Origin of the sequence: Cellulosimicrobium sp. TH-20 (assembly GCF_002105775.1) — a bacterium.
Taxonomy (GTDB): Bacteria; Actinomycetota; Actinomycetes; order Actinomycetales; family Cellulomonadaceae; genus Cellulosimicrobium; species Cellulosimicrobium funkei.
Genome location: NZ_CP020857.1, coordinates 1,923,802 through 1,944,558, shown reverse-complemented (window position 1 = coordinate 1,944,558; position 20,757 = coordinate 1,923,802). Strand labels below are relative to the sequence as shown.

15 protein-coding genes are annotated in these 20,757 nt (G+C 75.1%); 7 read left to right on the top strand and 8 right to left on the bottom strand.

Features of this window, described 5'->3' with window-relative positions; translation table 11 throughout:
- The first annotated feature begins 14 nt into the window (after positions 1–14).
- A complete protein-coding gene (locus tag B8281_RS08640) occupies positions 15–1,031 on the top strand; it encodes a LacI family DNA-binding transcriptional regulator (protein WP_061267473.1) in 1,017 nt (338 codons plus the stop codon).
- Between the two features lie 82 nt (positions 1,032–1,113).
- A complete protein-coding gene (locus B8281_RS08635; RefSeq protein ID WP_232322737.1) occupies positions 1,114–2,331 on the top strand; it encodes a DNA glycosylase AlkZ-like family protein in 1,218 nt (405 codons plus the stop codon).
- A 73-nt stretch (positions 2,332–2,404) separates the two neighbouring features.
- Here the strand turns inward: B8281_RS08635 and B8281_RS08630 are convergent, their stop codons facing one another.
- On the bottom strand, positions 2,405–5,941 hold the full coding sequence (locus B8281_RS08630) for a bifunctional proline dehydrogenase/L-glutamate gamma-semialdehyde dehydrogenase (RefSeq protein ID WP_085387499.1): 3,537 nt from the start codon (positions 5,939–5,941) through the stop codon (positions 2,405–2,407).
- 53 nt (positions 5,942–5,994) lie between these two features.
- Here B8281_RS08630 and B8281_RS08625 point away from each other — a divergent pair, with 53 nt between their 5' ends.
- The 3 genes from B8281_RS08625 (at position 5,995) to B8281_RS08615 (ending at position 9,078) form a co-directional block, all read left to right on the top strand.
- The gene (locus B8281_RS08625; protein WP_043653362.1) at positions 5,995–6,753 is read left to right on the top strand and encodes an AraC family transcriptional regulator; all 759 of its coding nucleotides are present in this window, start codon (positions 5,995–5,997) and stop codon (positions 6,751–6,753) included.
- A 91-nt stretch (positions 6,754–6,844) separates the two neighbouring features.
- Complete coding sequence (locus B8281_RS08620; RefSeq protein WP_085387498.1) at positions 6,845–7,645, top strand: aldo/keto reductase; 801 nt, start codon at positions 6,845–6,847, stop codon at positions 7,643–7,645.
- Between the two features lie 86 nt (positions 7,646–7,731).
- Positions 7,732–9,078: a Glu/Leu/Phe/Val dehydrogenase gene (locus tag B8281_RS08615; protein ID WP_232322736.1), complete on the top strand. Its 1,347-nt coding sequence runs from the start codon at positions 7,732–7,734 to the stop codon at positions 9,076–9,078.
- An 84-nt stretch (positions 9,079–9,162) separates the two neighbouring features.
- Here B8281_RS08615 and B8281_RS08610 read toward each other — a convergent pair whose 3' ends face one another.
- The 3 genes from B8281_RS08610 to B8281_RS08600 all read right to left on the bottom strand — a co-directional run bounded on the left by B8281_RS08610 (position 9,163) and on the right by B8281_RS08600 (position 12,231).
- Positions 9,163–9,996 (bottom strand): tryptophan-rich sensory protein, encoded by an 834-nt coding sequence (locus tag B8281_RS08610; protein WP_043653356.1) that lies wholly within the window; start codon positions 9,994–9,996, stop codon positions 9,163–9,165.
- 220 nt (positions 9,997–10,216) lie between these two features.
- The gene (hemQ, locus tag B8281_RS08605; RefSeq protein ID WP_061267467.1) at positions 10,217–10,951 is read right to left on the bottom strand and encodes a hydrogen peroxide-dependent heme synthase; all 735 of its coding nucleotides are present in this window, start codon (positions 10,949–10,951) and stop codon (positions 10,217–10,219) included.
- Between the two features lie 41 nt (positions 10,952–10,992).
- Positions 10,993–12,231 carry a ferrochelatase gene (locus B8281_RS08600; RefSeq protein WP_085388689.1) on the bottom strand — a complete coding sequence of 413 codons (1,239 nt, stop codon included), beginning with the start codon at positions 12,229–12,231 and terminating at the stop codon, positions 10,993–10,995.
- 201 nt (positions 12,232–12,432) lie between these two features.
- Between B8281_RS08600 and B8281_RS08595 the strand changes: the two genes are divergently transcribed.
- On the top strand, positions 12,433–13,473 hold the full coding sequence (locus tag B8281_RS08595; RefSeq protein ID WP_085387497.1) for a DUF2804 domain-containing protein: 1,041 nt from the start codon (positions 12,433–12,435) through the stop codon (positions 13,471–13,473).
- A 163-nt stretch (positions 13,474–13,636) separates the two neighbouring features.
- Positions 13,637–14,944, top strand: coding sequence for an alkaline phosphatase (locus B8281_RS08590; RefSeq protein WP_085387496.1), 1,308 nt, complete (start codon positions 13,637–13,639; stop codon positions 14,942–14,944).
- Between the two features lie 170 nt (positions 14,945–15,114).
- Here B8281_RS08590 and B8281_RS08585 read toward each other — a convergent pair whose 3' ends face one another.
- From B8281_RS08585 to B8281_RS08570, 4 genes are all read right to left on the bottom strand, one after another.
- Positions 15,115–16,188 carry a carbohydrate ABC transporter permease gene (locus B8281_RS08585; protein ID WP_085387495.1) on the bottom strand — a complete coding sequence of 358 codons (1,074 nt, stop codon included), beginning with the start codon at positions 16,186–16,188 and terminating at the stop codon, positions 15,115–15,117.
- Positions 16,185–17,150 (bottom strand): carbohydrate ABC transporter permease, encoded by a 966-nt coding sequence (locus B8281_RS08580; protein WP_085388688.1) that lies wholly within the window; start codon positions 17,148–17,150, stop codon positions 16,185–16,187. The genes B8281_RS08585 and B8281_RS08580 overlap by 4 nt, the downstream gene beginning before the upstream one ends.
- Positions 17,151–17,311: 161 nt before the next feature.
- Entirely contained in the window at positions 17,312–18,712 is a 1,401-nt protein-coding gene (locus B8281_RS08575; RefSeq protein WP_085387494.1) for an ABC transporter substrate-binding protein, read from the bottom strand.
- A gap of 110 nt (positions 18,713–18,822) precedes the next feature.
- Complete coding sequence (locus B8281_RS08570; protein ID WP_085387493.1) at positions 18,823–20,595, bottom strand: glycoside hydrolase family 13 protein; 1,773 nt, start codon at positions 20,593–20,595, stop codon at positions 18,823–18,825.
- Between the last annotated feature and the right edge of the window lie 162 nt (positions 20,596–20,757).

Genomic DNA, 20,757 nt, shown 5'->3' with positions numbered 1-20,757 from the left:
GCCATACTGTCCCGATGAACAGCCTGCGCTCCGCGCCGACCCTGGACGAGGTGGCCCAGACGGCGGGTGTCTCGCGCTCGACGGCGTCGCGCGCCATCAACGGCGGCCTGCGGGTGTCGCCCGAGGCGCAGGCGGCGGTCGACGCCGCCGTCGCGCAGCTCGGCTACACGCCCAACCGCGCCGCCCGCTCGCTCGTGACGCGCCGCACGGACTCGATCGCCCTCGTGGTCCCCGAGCCCGACGAGCGCATCCTCACCGACCCGTTCCTCGCGGGCACGATGCGCGGCGTGAGCGCCGCGCTCGGCGGCACGGACCTGCAGCTCGTGCTGCTGTTCGCGCGCCCCGACGAGCAGCCGGGCCGCATCGTGCGGTACCTCAGCAGCGGCCACGTCGACGGCGCGATCGTCGCGTCGCACCACCGCGACGACGACCTCGAAGAAGCGCTCCTCGCGGCGCGCCTGCCCGCCGTGTTCGTGGGGCGGCCGTTCCACCCGACGCCGGACCTCCTGTACGTCGACGTGGACAACGTCGAGGGCGGCCGCCTCGCGGCGCGGCGTCTCGTCGAGGCGGGCCGGCGCCGTATCGCGACGATCGCCGGCCCGCAGGACATGACGGCGGGCGTGGACCGGCTCACGGGGTTCCGCGAGGTGCTGCGCGACGCCGGCCTGCCGGACGACGCGGTCGAGATCGGCGACTTCGCCGTCGCGGGCGGCGCGGCGGCCATGGAGCGCCTCCTCGCCGCGCACCCGGACCTCGACGGCCTGTTCGTCGCGTCCGACCTCATGGCCGAGGGCGCGCTGCGCGTGCTCGCGGCCCACGGCCGCGACGTGCCGCGCGACGTGTCCGTCGTCGGCTTCGACAACCTCGCCACCGCCGCCACGACGTCGCCCCCGCTCACCACGGTCCAGAACCCCATGGTCGAGATGGTGCGCGGCGCGACCGACCTTCTGCTCGACCTCGTGGGGGGCCGCGGCGACGAGATCGCGTCGCAGGTCCTCGCGCCGGAGCTCGTCGAGCGCGACTCCGTCTGACCCCGCGCCGTCCGCGGCGCCGCGCGGCACCCGAGGCGTGGGGAGCCGAGACGCTGTGGGCGGTCGCTCGTAATCTGGCGTCGTGCACCCGTCCACGGAACCGGTGGTGGCCACGCTCTCGCGGGCCGACGTCCTCGCCGCGCGCTGGCACGCCCACGAGCTCGACCGGGCGCCGGGCGCGGCGGCCGCGCTGACGGACGTCGCCGTCCTCGACCTGGGCGTCCAGGACACGGGGTCCGACGGCGCCGCGTGGGCGCTCGCCGTCCGGGGCGCCCCGGACGTCGCGCCGGGCACCCTGCCGCCCGACCTCGCGCTCGCGTGGACGCTGCGCGGCGCCCCGCACGTCTACCGCCGCGCGGACCTCGCCGACGTCGCGACCGCGACGGCGCCGTTCTCCGAGGCCGACGCCGCCAAGCGGGTCTACGACGCGAGCCGACCGCTCCGCGCGGCGGGTGTCGCCGTGCTCGACGCCCTGCGCACCGAGGCGCGGCTCGAGCGCGAGCTCGTCGAGACCCCGACCGTCAAGGGCGACCTCTCGACGCGGCTCACCGCGCGGCTCCCGGAGCCGCACCTGCGCTGGTGCGGGCCGTGCGGCGCCACCCACAGCTACGAGCAGACGTTCCGCCTCGCGGCCCTGCAGGCCGGGCTCGAGCTCGAACCGGGCTCGTCCCCGCCCGTGCTGCGGCGCGTCCCCGGCCTCGAGCCGCCGCTCTACGGGCGCCTCGGCGGCGACGCCCTGCCGCGCCTGGACGTCGTCCGCGGCTACCTGCGCTTCTTCCCCGCCGCCAGCGTCCAGGACGTCGCCGCGTTCCTCGACGCCCCGGTGAAGGACGTCCGGGACCGGTGGCCCGACGACGCGGTCCGCGTCGAGGTCGCCGACGTCGAGCCCGGCCCGCGGCCGACCGAGCGCTGGGTGCTCGCCGAGGATCTCGGTCGCGTCACGGGCGCCGCCGCGCGCGAGCGCGACGCGCGACCCGCGCCCGGCGCCCCGGTCGTGCGCCTCGTGGGCCCCTACGACCTGTTCCTGCAGCTGCGCGACCGCGCGACGCTCGTCCCGGACGTGGCGCGTGCCAAGGACCTGTGGCGGGTCCTCGGCCGGCCCGGGGCCGTGCTCGCGGGCGGCGAGGTCGTGGGCACGTGGCGGCCCCGCGCGTCGGGCCGTCGCCTCACGGTCCTCACCGACCCCTGGGTCCCGTGGGACGCCGGGCTCGCCGACGCCGTCGCCGAGCAGGCGGAGCGCCTGCGCGCGTACCGCGACGCGGCGTCCGTGACCGTCTCGCCGGTGCCGGACGCGCGGTAGCGACCGGGGTGCCGCGCGGTCGTCGCGGGAGGGGCCCGGCGGTGGCCGAGCCTCTCCCGCGCGCCGGGAGCGGTCAGCGCTTCACGTGGCCGTACCGGTGCGTCGTGCGGCTGACGGCCTGCTCGTGGAGCACGGTGAGCAGCTCGCGGCGCCCGCTCGCGACGACGGGGTGGTCGAGCACCGTGACCTCGCCGACGCGCTCGGCCGCGGCCTCGTGCAGCCCCGGCGCGGAGCCGACGACGCGGACCCGGCCCCGGACGGCGCCCGACGCGACGCGGCGCGCGAACTCCTCGTCGCTCACCGCGGCGTCGCCCGTGCTCGGCACGACGACGGCCGGCACCCCCGCGGTGCGCGCGGCGTGGAGCACGCGCTCGACCTCGACGGGGAGCGCGTCCGCGCCGACGCGCACGGTGAGCACGTCGACCGGGCGGTAGCGGAAGACGTTCGCCTCGACGTGCAGGCCCGAGGGGTCGTGGCCCACGGAGAACTCCCGCTCCCACCAGCGCGCGTCGTCGGCCTTCGCCCACGCGAGCCACGCCTCGGGCGCGGCCTCGCGCGCGGGCGGTACCGCGTCGTGCGTGCTGTCGGTGCCCGACGCCGACGCGCTCGTCGAGGTGTCGGGCGCGTCGCTCCAGCGCCCGAGCTGCGCGACGTAGTTCGGCCCGCCCGCCTTGGCGCCCGGCCCGACGGCCGACTGCTTCCAGCCGCCGAACGACTGCCGCTGCACGATCGCGCCGGTGATGTGCCGGTTGACGTAGGCGTTGCCCACCTGGACGGCGTCGAGCCAGCGCTCGACCTCGGCGTCGTCGAGGCTGTGGATGCCTCCGGTGAGGCCGAACGGGACCGCGTTCTGCAGCGCGATCGCCTCGTCGAGGGTCGCGGCCGTCATGATCCCGAGGACCGGCCCGAAGTACTCCGTGAGGTGGAACGGCGACCCGGGCGCGACGCCCTCCTTGAGTCCCGGCGTCCAGAGGCGGCCTTCCAGGTCGGGGCCGCCGTCCAGCAGCCGCGGCCGGACGAGCCAGGACTCCCCCGGCTCCAGCGTCGTCAGGGCGTGCAGCAGCTTGCCCGACGCGGGCTCGGTGAGCGGGCCCATGGTCGTCGCGACGTCGGTCGCCGGACCGACGGCGAGCGAGCGCACCGCGTCCACGAGCTGGCGCCGCACCCGGCGTCCCGTCTCCGTCCGCGGGTCGCCCGCCGAGCCGACGAGGATCGCGAGCGACGCGGCCGAGCACTTCTGCCCCGCGTGCCCGAACGCCGACCGCACGAGGTCCGCGACCGCGAGGTCGAGGTCCGCCGACGGCGTGACGACGAGCGCGTTCTTGCCCGACGTCTCGGCGAGCACCGGGCGCGACGGCTTCCACCGCGCGAAGAGCTGCGCGGTCTCGATCGAGCCCGTGAGCACGACGCGCGCGACGTCGTCGTGCGTGACGAGGCGGGTGCCGAGCTCGTCGTCGGGCACGCGGACGTACTGCACGACGTCGGTCACCGAGCCCGCGTCCAGCCCCGGGAAGTCACCGGGTGCCGCCGCCACCGCGTCGCGCAGGCCCGCGTGGACCGCCTCGACGGCGACCTCGAGGCAGCGCGGCGTCGGCGGCGCGGGCTTGGCGAGCACGGCCGACCCGGCCGCGAGCGCCGCGAGCACCCCGCCCACGGGTATCGCGACGGGGAAGTTCCACGGCGGCGTGACGAGCGTGACGCCGTCGGGCGCGAACCGGGCGCCGGGCACGTGGTCCAGCTCCTCGGCGGAGCGCGCGTAGTAGCGCGCGAAGTCGACGGCCTCGCTCACCTCGGGGTCGGCCTCGGCGACGGTCTTGCCGGGTTCGTGCACCATCGCGGCGACGAGGTCGGTGCGCGCCTCCTCCAGGCGCCGGGCGACGGCCCGCAGGGCGGCGGCGCGGGCCGCCGGGGCGACCTGCGACCACGCGGCGGTCGCGCGCACGGCGGTCGCGACGGCGTCGTCCACCTGGGCGGTCGTGGTGAGCTCGGGCGTGCGGACGGGGACGTACCCGGAGCCGGTCCCGGTGACGTGGCGGGCCCAGTCGCGCGAGGCGGCGACGGCCGGGTCGGTGTCGGGGGCGTTCGCGAACCCGGCGTCGGTCCCGCCGCCGACGGCGGGCCGGGGCGTGCGGCGCGGCGCGGCGTCGGTCTCGGCGTAGTGCACCCCGTGGCGCACCGACGCGCGGAACGCGGCCTCCTGGCGCTCCATGGGGCTGCCCGCGGGCGACCCGTCGGGCGCGAACATGGCGTGCAGGAAGTTCTGCTCGGCGGCGTTCTCCTCGAGGCGGCGCACGAGGTAGGAGATGGCGACGTCGAAGTCCTCGTCGCGCACGACGGGCGTGTACAGCACGACGCGGCCGCCGCGGCCGGCGTGCGGGCCGCTCTCGACGCGGTCGGCCGCGACCTCGTCGCGCACGGCGCGCGCCTCGCCGGGGGCCATGCCCTGGAGCATCTCGACGTCGAGCGCGTGGCTCACGCCGCGGGCCCGGCCGAGGAGCACGGCGAGCGCGACGTGGAAGAGGTTGTGGCTCGCGACGCCGATGCGCACGGCGTCGGTCCGCGGCGCGCGCAGGGCGTGGTCGAGGAGGCGGACGTAGTTCGCGTCGACGTCGGGCTTCGTGGGGTAGGGCGCCTGCGGCCAGCCGTGCAGCTCGGCCTCGACGGCCTCCATCGCGAGGTTCGCACCCTTGACGAGACGCACCTTGATCGGCGCTCCCCCGGCGGCGACGCGCTCGGTCGCGAAGCGGGTGAGCCCGTCGAGCGCGCCGAGCGCGTCGGGCAGGTACGCCTGGAGCACGATCCCGGCCTCGAGGTCGTGCAGGTCGTCGTGCGCGAGGATCTCGCGGAAGACCGCGGTCGTGAGCGCGAGGTCCTTGTACTCCTCCATGTCGAGGTTGAGGAAGACGCCGTGGTCGCGCGCCGCCCGGTACAGCGGCAGCAGCCGCTCGACGACGCGGGCGCACGACCCGTCGAGGTCCCACGTGACGAGCTGCGACGCGACGGACGACACCTTGACCGACACGTAGTCGACGTCGGGGCGCCGCACGAGCGCGAGCGTGCGCTCGAGGCGAGCGTCCGCCTCGGCCTCGCCGAGCACGGCCTCGCCGAGGAGGTTGACGTTGAGCGCGTAGCCCTCCGCGCGGGTGCGGGCCAGGTGCGGGCCGAGGCCGCGGCCGGCGTCGGCCACGAGGTGGCCCACGAGCTGGCGCAGGCGCACGCGCGCGGCCGGCACGACGACGCGCGGCAGCACCGGCGCGACGCCCGCCCCGACGCGCAGGAGGGACCGGTCGACCGGCCCGAGGAACGACCCCGCGCTGCCCGCGAGCTCGCCGAGGCGGCCGAGCGCCCGTGCGGCGACGTGCACGTCCTGGGGGCGCGCGACGTCGTCGACGAACCGGACCGCGAGCTCGAGGCCCGTGGGGTCGGAGACGAGCGCGCCGAGCCGCTCGGCGGTCCGGCGGGCGCGCGCGTCGCCCGCTCCCTCGCTGGCGGCGAGCCAGCGGCGGGCCAGCGCGACGGCGTCCTCGACGAGGTCGTCCGGGGAGGTGAGGCTCGTGTCGCCGACGGCTCCGGGGGTGGGGAGCGGCCGGGCGGGCGCGTCGTTGCTCATCCCTCCAGGGTGCCTCGGGTCGCGGTGGCTCGTCTTGTACGATCCAGGGCGACATGGCACCCGTCCGCGACAACGCCGAGACCTCGCCGCCCGCGGCGGACCAGCTCCTCGCCGCCCTCAGCCCCGCCATGGTCGCGCTCATGGACGAGCTGCCGGACACGATGTTCTGCGCGAAGGACGTCACGGGCCGGTACGTCGCGGTCAACCCGGTGTTCGTCGCGCGGACGAACGAGCGCTCGCGCCGCGCGGTGCTGGGCCGACGCGCGCGCGACCTGTTCGTCGCACAGCTCGCCGAGCGCTACGAGCAGCAGGACGCCGAGGTGCTGCGCGGGCGCGCGCTGCGCGGCGAGCTCGAGCGCATCCGGCGGCTCGGCGGCACGTCGGGCTGGTTCCTCACGTCCAAGCTCCCCGTGCACGACGACGCCGGTCACCTCGTGGGGATCGTCTCGGTCTCGCACGACCTGCGCGCGGGCGCGGCGGACGACGCGACGATGGACTCCCTCGCCGCGCTCGTCGCCGCGGTCGAGGCGGACCTCGGGGCGCGCTGGACGACGGCGCGGCTCGCCGAGGCGGCGGGGTGCACGCCCGCGGTGCTCGACCGGCGCGTGCGGCGCGTGTACGGCGTGACGCCGCGCCAGCTCGTGCTGCGCACCCGGGTCGACCACGCGACGCGCCTGCTCGCGGGGAGCGCCGTGTCGATCGGCGACGTCGCGGCGGCGAGCGGGTTCTACGACCAGCCGTCGTTCACGCGCACGTTCGCGCGCCTCGCGGGCGAGACCCCGGCCCAGTACCGGCGCCGCACGCGGCGCTGACCCGTTCCCGCCCGCGCGACGACGGGCGGGCCCGCGGTGCCGCGCGCGCCCGCGGTGGCGAGAGACGGCGTCGGGCACGGAGACTGACGGCATGACCTCCGCAGACACCGCCCCCGTCCCCACGGTCGAGCTGCCCGGCGGCCCGATGCCCCTGCTCGGCCTCGGCACCTGGCAGTCCGAGGGCGACGACGCCTACCGCGCCGTGCGCCACGCGCTCGACGTGGGCTACCGGCACGTCGACACCGCGACGGGCTACGGCAACGAGGCGCAGGTCGGGCGCGCGCTCGCCGACTCGTCCGTGGACCGCGCCGACGTGTTCGTCACGACCAAGCTCCCGCCGGACGCCGCGGGCCGCGAGCGCGAGACGCTCGAGGCGTCGCTGCGCGACCTCGGCACGGACCACGTGGACCTGTGGCTCGTCCACTGGCCGCCGGCGGGCGAGGCGTCGCCGTGGGTGTGGGAGCGGTTCGTCGAGCTGCGCGACGAGGGCAAGGTGCGCTCGATCGGGGTGAGCAACTACTCCGTCGAGCAGGTCGACGTGCTGTCCGAGCAGGTCGGCGAGACGCCCGCCGTCGACCAGATCCCGTGGAGCCCGGCCGACTACGACCACCGGGTCGTGCACGAGCTCGCGCAGCGCGGCGTCGTGCTCGAGGGGTACAGCCCGTTCAAGCGCACCGATCTCGACGCGCCGGTGCTCGCCGAGGTCGCGGCCGCGCACGGCGTCACCCCCGCGCAGGTCGTGCTGCGCTGGCACTTCGACCACGGGTTCGTCGTCATCCCGAAGTCCGTGACGCCGGAGCGGATCGAGGCGAACTTCCGGGTCACCGGGTTCTCTCTCACCGCCGACGAGCTCGCGGCGGTCGACTCCCTGGGGCACCACCGGGGCGCGTGAGGGGCGAGCGACCGCGCCGGGGGTAGCGTGACCCTCGGTGCCGCACACCCCCGCGGCACCGAGGAGAACCTCGAACCGGAGGAACCGTGACGACGACGTCCGTGCCGCCCGCCACCACGAGCGGCGGCCCCACCCCGACCGACAGCACCGATCTCCCCCGCGGCACGCGCCGCTCCCCCGACGCGGGGGCCCCGGCGTCCGCGCTCGACACCGCGCACGCGCAGCTCGCCGGCGCGGTCCGCTTCCTCGGCTACGACGACGGCCTGCACGAGATGCTCGCGACCCCGCGCCGCGAGGTGAACGTGGCCGTGCCGCTGCGGCGCGACGACGGCCGCACCGTCCTCTTCCACGGCTACCGCGTGCAGCACAACGTGTCGCGCGGTCCGGGCAAGGGCGGCCTGCGGTACGCGCCGAGCGTCGACATCGACGAGGTCCGCGCGCTCGCCATGTGGATGACGTGGAAGTGCGCCCTCGTGGACCTGCCGTACGGCGGCGCGAAGGGCGGCGTCGCGATCGACCCGCGCTCCTACTCCGACGCGGAGCTCGAGCGCGTGACGCGCCGCTACACGTCGGAGATCATGCCGGTCATCGGGCCCGAGCGGGACATCATGGCGCCCGACATGGGCACGAGCGAGCGGACCATGGCCTGGGTCATGGACACCTACTCCGTCAACCAGGGCTACACGATCCCGGCGGTCGTGACGGGCAAGCCCATCACGGTGGGCGGGTCGCTCGGCCGCACGACGGCGACGAGCGCCGGGGTCGTGCACGTCACCGCCGCGGCGCTCGAGGAGGCGGGCGTGCCGCTGTCCGACGTGCGCGTCGCCATCCAGGGCTTCGGCAAGGTCGGGTCGCACGCGGCCGCGATCTTCGCGGCCCGCGGGGCCCGCGTCGTGGCGGTCTCCGACCAGTACGGCGGGGTGCACGCCCCGGACGGTCTCGACGTGCGCGCCCTGGTCGAGCACGTCGCCGCGACGGGGAGCGTCGTGGGCTTCGACCGGGCCGACCCGGTGGACAACGACGCGCTGCTCGCGCTCGACGTCGACGTGCTCGTCCCGGCCGCGGTAGAGGGCGTGCTCGACGGCGACACCGCTCGCACCGTGCGCGCGCGCTGGGTCGTCGAGGGCGCCAACGGCCCGACGACCGCCGAGGGCGACCGCGTGCTCGCGAAGAACGGCGTGACCGTGGTGCCGGACGTGCTCGCGAACGCGGGCGGCGTCGTCGTCTCCTACTTCGAGTGGGTCCAGGCGAACCAGGCGTACTGGTGGACCGCGGAGGAGATCGGCGACAAGCTCGAGCACCGCATGCTCCACGCCTACGAGGAGGTCGCGGGTCTCGCGCGCCGAGAGGACCTGAGCCTGCGCGACGCAGCGCTCGTCATCGGCGTCCAGCGCGTAGCAGAGGCCCACCAGATCCGAGGCCTCTACCCCTGACGGACCACGCTCGGCCCCGCCGAGCACGGGGTCCGCGACCGTCCTGGGCTCGATCCGGTCGCGGATCCCGTGCTCGGCGGGTGATCAGGGGCGTAGGTGGCGGGTTGTCGCCAGGAGCGCCGACAGGAGGGCGATCGCGGATGCTGCGACGGCGGCCCAGGCGACGGTGGGGTTCACGAGCTCGCCCTGGAACCGCCCGACGGCGATCCACGCGAGGCCCCACGACATCGCGAGGCCGATGCCGAGCACGACCGCGCGACGCCCGGCGGCGAACGCCGCCCACGCGACGGAGAGGGCGGCGGCCGCCGCGACGAGCACGACCGACCAGCCCGTCGCGCCGAGGCCGAGCTCGCCGACGCCCGCGTCGGTGAGGGCCGCGGCGACGTTGGCGAGCGTCGCGACGCTCACCCAGCCGGTGTACAGGCCCATCGTCCCGTCAAGCACGACGGCCTGCGCCGTCGACTCGGGCCGACGGCGCACGAGCCGCACGACGACCACCGCGTTGACGGCGAGCAGCGCCGCGATGACGACGACGCTCAGCGGCACCCACCCGGCCTGCACGACGCCGATCCACGCGGCGTTGAGGACCATGGACACCAGGACCCACCACGCGGTCGCGCGCAGGCGCGGGCTCGTCGCGTGCCGCGGCAGCACCTGGTAGACGGCGAACGCGAAGAGGCCGAGGTAGATCACCGACCAGATGCGGAACGCCGGGTTGTCGGGCGCGACGGGCGTCGCGGTCGAGGACAGCGCTCCCCCGGCGGTCTGCTCGACGGACGTGCCGCCGAAGGCGCCCGCGCCGTACGCGGCGGCCCCGGCCGCGACGAGCGACCCGACGAGGACGACGACCTGGCGGACCCGATCGGAGGGAGCGGGGGCGCGGACGCTTCCCGCGGGGACGGCGGCTGCGGTGGTCATACCTCCAGCCTGACATCACTCAGCATGCTGAGCACCTTGGGAGCGTCGCCGCTCCCCCGCCGAGAACGACGCTGCTCGCCGACGAGAACGACTCTGCTCCCCGCCGAGAACGACTCTGGTGTCGGTATCGCGGAGATACCGACACCAGAGTCGTTCTCGGCCGCAGGCCCGGGGCGGGGCCGGGCCTGCCGGGCGGGCGGGTGGGGTGGGCGGGGTGGGGTCAGGCCAGGGGCTGGCGGTCCGCCCAGTCGGCGAGCGTCGTGCGCGGGCCCGTGAAGAACGGGACCTCCTCGCGCACGTGGCGGCGCGCCTCGGTCGCGCGCAGCTCGCGCATGAGGTCGACGATGCGGTGCAGCTCGTCGGCCTCGAACGCGAGGATCCACTCGTAGTCGCCGAGCGCGAACGACGCGACCGTGTTGGCCCGCACGTCCGGGTAGTCCTTCGCCGCGAGGCCGTGGTCGCGCAGCATGGTGCGACGCTCGGCGTCGGGCAGGAGGTACCAGTCGTACGAGCGCACGAACGGGTAGACCGACAGGTAGTCGCGCGGCTCCTCGCCCGCGAGGAACGCAGGCACGTGCCCCCGGTTGAACTCCGCCGGGCGGTGCAGCGCCACGTTCGACCACACGGGCTCGAGGTGCGCGCCCAGGCCGCTCGCCCGCAGGTGCTGGTAGGCACGCTGCACCGACTCGACCGTCGGGCCGTGCCACCACACCATGAGGTCGGCGTCCGAGCGCAGGCCCGCGACGTCGTACCAGCCGCGCACGACGAGGTCGCCGTCCGTCGCGGACGGGTCGTCGCCGCCGCCGACGGCGGCCAGCGCGTCGGCCACGAGGCCCGCGCGCTCGTCCGCATCGGCGGGCAGGGGCGCCGCCGTGGCGAAGACGGACCACATCGCGTAGCGGATGGTGGTGTTGATCTGCTCGTGGTCCGCGGGTACGCGCGCGGCGTCGTTCATCGGGCTTCCTCTCGGGTCCGTGCGGGGGTGTCCGCCGGGGTTCAGCTGTGGATGTCCGTGCTGCACAGCGCCGGGACGCCGCTCGGCTCGCCGTCGCGGCGCAGGCAGCAGCCCGGCGCGCACACCGAGCGGAACGCGGGCAGCGCACCGACCGTGGCCTGCTCGACGTCCTCGCCGCGTGCGAGCGCCGCGCGCTCGACGAGCAGGTCCACGAGGCCGCGCACGAACGGCTCGCGCGTGCTCACGGTGCCCGCGCGGACGGCGGTCATCCCGAGCCCCGTCGCGGTCTCCATCGCCTCGGTGTCGAGGTCGTACGCGACCTCCATGTGGTCGGAGACGAAGCCGATCGGCGACAGCACGACGTCGCGGACGCCGTCCTGCGCGAGGGCCTCCAGGTGGTCGTTCACGTCGGGCTCGAGCCACGGCTGGCTCGGCGGGCCGGACCGCGAGCAGTACGCGAGGTCCCACGCGACGTCGTGGCCCAGGCGCGCCGAGACCTCCGCGGCGATGACGCGCGCGAGGTCGAGGTGCTGCTCGGAGTACGTCGCGAACGAGATGCGCGACGCCGCCTCCATGGTGTCCGGGATGGAGTGCGTGACGAACACGAGCCGCGCGGCCGCGCCGTCGCCGCCCTTGTCCGCGAGCGCCGCGTAGCCGTCGAGCACCGCGTCGACGTTCGCCTGCGCGAAGCCCGGGTGGTTGAAGTAGGAGCGCACCTTGTCGAACTGCACGCCCGTGGAGCCGTCGGGGCCGAGCTGGCCGCGCCCGTCGAGCACGACCGCGAGGTCCTCGCGGTACTGGCGGCAGCCCGAGTACGACGAGTACGCGGACGTCACGAGCGCGACGGCGTTCTTCGCGCCCAGCGCCTCGAGCTCGTCGATCGCGTCGGTCGTGTACGGCTCCCAGTTGCGGTTGCCCCACACGACGGGCAGCTCGACGCCGCGGCGCGCGAGCTCGGCCTCGATCGCCGCCTTGAGCGCGAGGTTCTGCTCGTTGATGGGGCTCTTGCCGCCGAAGCCGTAGTAGTGCTCGCCGACCTCCTCGAGGCGCGAGTCCGGGATGCCCTTGCCCGCGGTGACGTTGCGCAGGAACGGCACGACGTCCTCGGGCTTGTTGGGCCCGCCGAACGAGTACAGCAGCAGCGCGTCGTACGGGCGCAGGTCGGGCGCAGGGCCGGGGTCGACGGCGCTCGCGGGGGTGGCGGCGGGCTCGACGGGCTCGACAGGCTCGGCGGCCCGGCCCGTGTCGGCAGTGACGTCCTGGGGGGAGAACGGGGGCATGCTCCCGATCATGGCACCCGCTCCTGAGCCCGCTCGCCCGGAAGCGGGCACCTCGGACGTGACATTGACGGGACAGAGTGTCACCTCGTCCCTCGCGAGGCCGGTCGCACCCTAGACTCGGGCCGCTCGTCCCTCGGGCCGCGCCGCGGGCACCGACGCCCGCGCACGAGCCGCCCGAGCCGACCACGTGGAGGTGGAGCCGTGCCGCTCCCGGAGATCACCGAGCGCGTGCCGCTCACGCGCCCCGACGGCCGCCTCGACCGCCGGGCCGTCGGCTGGGCCCGCCAGCCGCTCGTCGGCACCGACGCGATCGGGCGCCGCGGGGCGGGCGGCCCGCGCCGGTTCGGCCGGAACAAGCGCTGGGAGTACTGGGGCGTCACCACCCCGACGCACGTCCTCGCCCTCACCGTCTCCTCGATCGACTACGCCGCGGTGCACGAGGTGTGGGTCCTGGACCGGGAGTCGGGCCGGACGTGGGGTGCCGCCGCGACCGTGGTGCCGGCGCGCGGCGTCGAGCTCCCCGGCACGCTGGGCGCCGGCCCGGCGCGCGCCCGGGCGAGGAACCTCGCGATCGACCTCGACGAGGTCGACGGCGGCACGCGTCTGCGGGCACGCACGCGCGACGTCTCGTTCGACGTCGTCGCCACGCTGCCGCCGGGTCACGAGCGGCTCGCGGTGGTGGTCCCGTGGAGCGACACGCGGTTCCAGTACACGGTCAAGGACGTGGCCCGCCCGGCGCACGGGACGCTGTGGGTCGACGGCCGGACGGTCGACGTGCCCGCCGGGTCGTCGTGGGCCGTGCTCGACCACGGCCGCGGGCGCTGGCCGTACGACGTCCGGTGGAACTGGGGCGCGGGCTCGGGCGAGAGCCACGGCCGGGTCGTCGGGATCCAGGTGGGCGGCCGCTGGACGGTCGGCACGGGATCGACCGAGAACGCGGTCCTCGTCGACGGGCGCCTCCACCACCTCCCCGACGAGCTCGTGTGGGACTACGACCTCGCCGACCCGGACCGGCCGTGGCGCGTCACCGGCGGCGGCCTCGACGCGACGTTCGTGCCCTTCCACACCAAGGTCACGCGCACGCACCTCGGGGTCGTCTCGTCGTCGACCGACCAGTGCTTCGGGCACTGGTCGGGCACGTTCACGCCGCCGGCCGCGCCGGGTGCGGGCGGCACCCCGCCCGCGCCGGTGCGGTTCGACGGGCTCGTCGGCTGGGCCGAGGAGGTCCACAACCGCTGGTGACCGCCCCGCACCCCGGTCCGGCTTGCCAGTCCCCCGCCCCTGCCTAGCGTGGGGAACGTCCCGACGGCACCGACGCCGTCGGGCGTGCCCCGCGACGACGGCGACCCCGTCCGCGGCGGCCGTGCCGGCACCGGAGCCGGCGCCGGTGGGAAAGGGGAGTCTCATGCAGGCACGACGAGGACGGTTCAGCGCGGGGACGACGGGGGTCGCGGCCGCCGCGGCGCTCGTGATGCTCCTGCCGCTCGGCGGCGGTGGCGAGCGCGGCGACGACCGGGGCGGCGACCGCGGCGGCGGCCAGGGCCACGGGAACGACCGCGCCCGCAACGTCATCTTCATCCAGGGCGACGGGCTCGGGCTCTCGCACCGCGAGCTGATCCGGCTCGCGACGGTGGGCAAGGACGGGCAGCTCGCGATGGACTCGCTCGAGCACGCCGGGTGGACCACGACGGACTCGGCCGACCCCGAGGAGGCCGTCACGGACTCCGCGGCGGGCGCCACGGCGTTCGCGTCGGGGGTCCGGACGTACAACGGGGCGGTGGGCGTCGACGTCGACGGCAACCCGGTCCCGACGCTCCTCGAGGCGGCCCGGGGCGCGGGCAAGGCCACCGGACTCGTCACGACGGCGCAGGTCACCGACGCGACACCGGCGGCGTTCGGCGCGCACGTGCCCGACCGGGGCGACCAGAGCGAGATCGCGCGCCAGCTCCTCGAGGGCTCACGGCCCGACGTCGTCCTCGGCGGCGGCGAGGACTGGTGGTACCCGGCGGGCGACCCCGGCGCGTGGGAGGACAACCCCGCGAAGGACCCGACCGAGCAGAGCAAGGGGACGAAGGGGAACCTGGTCGAGCGCGCGCAGGACCTCGGCTACACGTACGTGAGCGACGCCGAGGGGCTCGCGGACGCGCGCGGGCGCAAGCTGCTCGGCCTGTTCGCGAACGAGGAGATGTTCGAGCAGCGCAACGAGGGCGAGGGCGACCTCTACGAGCCGGAGGTGCCGCTCGTCGACATGACGGCCAAGGCGCTCGACGTGCTGTCGCGCGACCGCGACGGGTTCTTCCTGCTCGTCGAGGAGGAGGGCGTGGACGAGTTCGCGCACCGCTCCAACGCGACGCGCACGATCCAGGCCGGGCAGGCGCTCGACGAGACCGTCGCGCTGGCGCTCGACTTCCAGAAGCGGAACCGGGACACGCTCGTGCTCGTCGTGGGCGACCACGCGACGGGCGGGCTCGCGATCGAGAACGTCGACCCCGACGACGAGGGCGGCGAGGGCGCGACGGCCGAGGACGGCCCGTTCGACCTCGCGGGCTCCGACCTGCAGTTCACCGTCGACTGGACGACGGGCGGCCACACGGGCGAGGCGACGCCGATCACCGCGCAGGGCCCCGGCGCCGCACGGCTCGCGGGCGCGCAGCGCAACACCGACGTCCACGACGCCGTCCTGCGCGCGATGCAGCCCCGCGGCCGCGGCTGAGCCCCGGGGCCGCACGGCCCCGCGCCGCCGACCACGGCCCTGGCGCCGCCGAGCACGGGGTAGGCGACCGGAATCGTCTCGATCCGGTCGCCGACCCCGTGCTCGACGGAGAGGTGGGGGCGGAGAGGGGGTGCGGGGCGGGGACCGAGGGGGCAGAGCGCCAGGGGGGGTCAGCCCTTGACCGCTCCTCCGAGGCCGGCGCCCTGGAGGAACATGCGCTGGAAGGCGAGGAACAGGCCGACGGGGATGAGGGTCGAGATCGCGAGCGCGGCGAGGAAGACGCCGAGGTCGGTCGACGCCTCGATGGACGGCAGGCGCACGGACAGCGGCTGGATCGCCGGGTCCTTGAGGACGAGCAGCGGCCAGAGGAAGTCCTTCCAGGCCGCGATGACCGCGAACACCGAGACGACGCCGACGATCGGGCGCGACATCGGCAGCACGACCGACCAGAACAGCCGGTAGGGCCCGGCGCCGTCCATGCGCGCGGCCTCGAACACCTCGCGCGGCAGGCTGTCGAAGAACCGCTGGACGAGCAGCACGTTGAACGCGCTCGCGCCCGCGGGCAGCCACACGGCCCAGAAGCTGTTGATGAGCGAGCGCCCCAGCAGCGGCGGGTCGAGGATCGTCAGGTACAGCGGGACGAGCAGGACGATCGCGGGCACGAACATCGTCGACAGCACGAGCGCCTGCACGACCTTCCCGTACCGCGGCCGCAGCACGGAGAGCGCGTAGCCGCCCGTCGTCGCGACGAGTATCTGCGACGCCCACGACCCGACCGCGAGCCAGATCGTGTTGAGGAAGTACCGGCTGACCTGGACGTCGTTCCACGCCTTGTCGAGGTTGTCCCACGCGATGCCGTTCGGGAAGACGGCCATCGGCGTGCGCAGGATGTCCTGCGTCGGGGTGACGGCGTACTTGGCGAGCAACAGCATCGGCCCGAGGCCCGCGACCACGAGGATCACGAGCAGCAGCACGTGCGTGGTGCCCATCCCCCACCGGATGGACGGGCGGCGCCAGTCCGCCTCGGAGAGCGCGCCGCGGTCCTCGACGCCGTCGAGCGCCTTGCGGCGGCGCGCGCGCAGCCGTCGGCGGTCCGCCTCACGACGGGTGCGGCTCGCCTCGGCGGCGCGGCGGGCGGCGTCCGTCCCGTCCGTCGGGCCCGTCGGCGTGCCGTCGGCCGCCGCCGCGGAGTCCTGCGAGACGACGCCGATCTCGCTCGGGTTGTCGGTGGGCGAGAGGGTCATGACGTGCTCCAGGACCGGGTGAGCCGGAAGTAGAGGACCGAGAAGACGGCGAGGACGGCGGCGAGCATGATCGACAGCGCGGTCGCGGCCCCGTAGTCGCCGCCCAGGCTGTTCTGGAAGGCGTAGCGGTAGATGAGCAGCAGGATCGTCAGGGTCGCGTTGTTCGGCCCGCCCCCGGTGAAGAGGTAGGGCTCGAGGAAGACCTGCGCCGTGCCGATCACCTGGAGGATCAGGGTGATGAACAGGACGCCGCGCAGCGCGGGCAGCGTGACGTGCCAGATCTTGCGCCACAGCCCGGCGCCGTCGACCTCGGACGCGTCGTAGAGCTCGGGCGGCACGCTCGTGAGCGCCGCGAGGTAGATGATGATCGTCCCGCCCGCGCCGGCCCACGTGGCCGCGAGCACGAGCGAGGGCATCGCGGTCGAGGCGTCCTGGAGCCACGGGTACGGGCCGAGCCCGACCCAGCCGAGGATCGTGTTGAACACGCCCGTCGGGCTGCCGTTGTAGAAGAACTTCCACAGCAGCACCGCGACGACCGGCGGCACGACGACCGGCAGGTACGCGAGCGCGGAGTACAGCCCGCGCGCCCGGCGGACCTCGCGCATGAGCACCGCGGCGACGAGCGGGATCGGGTAGCCGAACAGCAGCGCGAAGAACGCGAAGTAGAGCGTGTTCTTCACGGCCTTGCCCAGGAGCGGGTCGCTCAGCACCTGGCGGAAGTTGTCGAGCCCGACGAACGTCGGGTCGCTCACGAGGTTCGTCTCCTGGAAGCTCATGATCACCGCGCGCACGATCGGGAACCACGAGAAGACGCCGAAGATCACGATCAGCGGGAGCAGGAACACGAGGTTGCTCAGGCCGCCGCCGCGGAACCACGTCACGGGGCTGCGGCGTCGGCCGCCGCGGTCGGCCCGCGCGTGCGAGGCGGGTCCCCGTCGCGGCGGGGCGGTGGTGGCGGTCACGGGCGGACGTCCTTCGGTGCGGTGGGAGGTGCCCGACGGCGCGAGGTGCGTCGCGCCGTCGGGCACCGGCGGGGTACGGGTCGGCCGGCAGGGGGTGCCGCCGGCCGACCCGGGTCTGCGGGCCGGGACGCGCGGACGGTGCCCGCGCGCCCCGACGGGCGTCAGCCCTGGTCGAGCAGGGCCTGCGCCTCGGTGTTCGCCTGCTCCAGCAGCGCGTCCACGTCGGCGTTCTCGTCGGTGAGGACGGCCTGGACGACGGGGTCGAGCAGGGCGTAGATCTCCTGCGTCTTCTGCGACGGCTCACCCACGAGCGGCAGGTCGAACATCGTGTCCGTGTAGCTCGTCATCTGGTCGAGCGGGACGTTGATGTAGTCCTTGATCCACTCCTGGTTCTGCTGGTACTGCTCCGGGGAGAACATCGGCAGGACCGGGGTGCCGACGGGCTGGTCGTTCGCGACGAGCGTCTCGGCGTCGGCGACGGCGCGCTTCTCGTCGACGAGCTTGCCGAGGTAGAAGAAGTCGATCCACTTGATCGCGGCCTCCTTCTTCGCCTCGTCCACGTCCGCCGGCATCGCGGCGAGCGTGCCGCCGGTGAGGACGCCCGCGTCGTCGCCCTCGAGCGGCAGCGCCGCGAGGCCGTAGGTGGCGGGGTCGATCGCGTTCGTCTGGACGAGCGACGTGAAGACGTCCGAGCCCGACGTGTACATGGCGACCTGGCCCGCGGCGAACGCCTGGTTCATGGTCCCCCAGTCGAGGAGGAAGTTGCTCCCGAGGGAGTTGTCCTCCCAGCGCATGGCCTGGAGCCACTCGAGCGCTTCCTTGGTGCCGTCGTTCGTGAGCGTCGACGTGGCGGTGCCGTCGTCGGCGACCTCCTGCGTCCGGCCGCCGCGCGCGAACGTGTTGACCGTGAGCTGCCAGCCGCCCGTGTTGTTCTGCGACATCTGCATGTAGCCCGCCACGCCCGGGTTGGCGTCCGCGATCTTCTTCGCGTCCTCACGGACCTCGTCCCACGTGGTCGGCGGCTGGTCGGGGTCGAGGCCGGCGGACTCGAACAGCTCCCGGTTGTAGTGCAGGCCCACGCCGTACACGTTCTTCGCGGGGATCGCGTAGACGTGGCCGTCGGAGCCCGTCCCGGCCTCGAGGATCGCCGGGTTGAACTTGTCGGCGTACGGCAGGGTCCGGAACTGCTCGTCGAGGTCGGCGAGCTGACCGTTCTCGACGAGCGTCTTGGCGTCGGTGAAGGGGATCTCGAAGACGTCGGGCAGCGTGCCGGCGGCGAGCTGTGGGGCGAACGTCGTCGCCTTCCACTCGTACTCCTCCGGCTGCACGTCGATGTCCGGGTTCGCGGCCTCGAACTCCTCGACCTGCGCGTTGAAGGCGTCGATCGCCTCCTGCTCGGAGCCCGGCAGGAGGGACACCACCTTGAGGGTGACCTTCCCGTCGCCGCCCGAGCCGCTGCTCTCGTCGTCGCTGCCCGAGCCGCCGCTCGAGCACGCGGCGAGCGTGCTGAACGCGAGCGCCCCCGCGAGGGTGAGGGCGGTCGCCTGACGTGTGGACTTCATCGTCGCTCCTGGGTTCCGGTGGTGCTGGGTGGGTTACGGGGTGCTGGGTAGCGGGTGCGGGTCGGGGGGCCGGGGCCCCGCGGCCCGGGTTCTCGTGGCGGTCGCCGCGGTCAGGCCCGGAGCCAGACGGCGGTGTCGGTGGGCAGGCGCGCCGCGCCCGGCGCGTCGCTCGCGCGGGACACGCTCCCGGGCGCGTCGCTGCGCAGGAGGACCTCGGCGTCCGCGGGGAGCGGGACGTCGTCGGGCCCGAGGTTGACGACGCACGCGACCGCGCGTCCGTCGCCGTCACCGTCGCCGGGAGCCTCGCGGGCGAAGGCGAGCACGTCGTCGCCGAGCACGACCCCGCCGAGGGAGTCGAGCCAGCGGAACCCGCCGGCCCGGAGCGCGGGCTCGGCCCGGCGGGTCGCGAGGACGCGCCGGTAGAGCGTGAGCACCGAGGTCTCGTCGCCGGTCTGCGCCTCGACGGAGAGCTCGCCCCAGCCGTGCGGCTGGGGCAGCCAGGGCGCCGCCCCGCCGTCGGGCCCGAAGCCGTGGCTCGTGCCGCCGCGCGTCCACGGGAGCGGGACGCGGCAGCCGTCGCGGCCCGGGTCGACGCCGCCGGACCGCGCGTGCATCGGGTCCTGGATCGCGTCGAGCGGGAGGTCCTCCACCTCGGGCAGCCCGAGCTCGTCCCCCTGGTAGAGGTACAGCGAGCCCGGCAGCGCGGCGGAGAGCAGCGCGGCCGCGCGGGCCCGACGCCGCCCGGTCGCCAGGTCCGTCGGCGTGCCGAACCGCTTGGTGGCGAACGCGAACGAGCTGTCCTCGCGCCCGTAGCGCGTCACGGGTCGGGTCACGTCGTGGTTCGACAGGACCCAGGTCGCGGGGGCGGCGACCGGCGCGTGCGCGTCGAGCGTGGTCTGGACCGACTCGCGCAGCGCCTTCGCGTCCCACGGGCGGGCCATGAAGTCGAAGTTGAACGCCGTGTGCATCTCGTCCGGGCGCAGGTACCGGGCGAACCGCTCCCGGTCCGCGAGCCAGACCTCGCCCACGAGCACGCGCGGCTCGTCGTACGCGTCGGCGACGGCGCGCCAGCCGCGATAGATGTCGTGGAGCTCGTCGCGGTCGACGTGCGGGTGCTCGCCGGGGCCGGGGTGGTCCGGGACCTCGGGCAGGGCCGGGTCCTTGACCAGCTGCGCCGCCGAGTCGATGCGGATGCCCGCGGCGCCGCGGTCGAACCAGAACCGCAGGATGTCCTCGTGCTCGCGGCGCACGTCGGGGTGGTCCCAGTTGAGGTCGGGTTGCTCGGGCGCGAACACGTGGAGGTACCACTCGCCGGGCGTGCCGTCGGGGTTCGTCGTGCGCGTCCACGTGCCGCCCTGGAACTCCGAGACCCAGTGGGTCGGGACCTGCGAGCCGTCCTCGCCCCGGCCCGGGTGGAACCAGAAGCGCTCGCGCTCGGGCGACCCGGGCCCGGCCGCGAGGGCCGCGCGGAACCACTCGTGCTCGGACGAGACGTGGTTCGGGACGACGTCGACGATCGTGCGGATGCCGAGCGCGCGGGCCTCCGCGATGAGCTGCTCTGCCTCGGCGAGCGTGCCGAACTGCGGGTCGATCGCGCGGTAGTCGGCGACGTCGTAGCCGCCGTCCGCGAGCGGGGACACGTACCAGGGGGTGAACCAGATCGCGTCGACGCCGAGGTCGCGCAGGTAGCCGAGGCGCTGGCGCACGCCCGCGAGGTCGCCCGTCCCGTCGCCGTTCCCGTCCGCGAAGCTGCGCACGTACACCTGGTAGATCACGGCGCTGCGCCACCAGTCGGGCGACGAGGCTGCCGGCCGTGCCGCCGCCGTGGGGGCCGCGTCGGGGGTGGGCGCGCCGTCGGCGGCTCGGGGGTGGTCGTTGCTCACCGCGTCCTCTTCCGTGAGTGCGTGGCCGGGTGGTCGGGTGGTCGGGTGGTCGCCCCGTCAGGTCGGCGCACGGCGTTCGATGCAGTCCGGGATGGTCCCGGGATGGTCCCGGGACGGCCGTCGTGCACCGGGTGCCGACCGCGCCGTCGGGCATGACAGTAA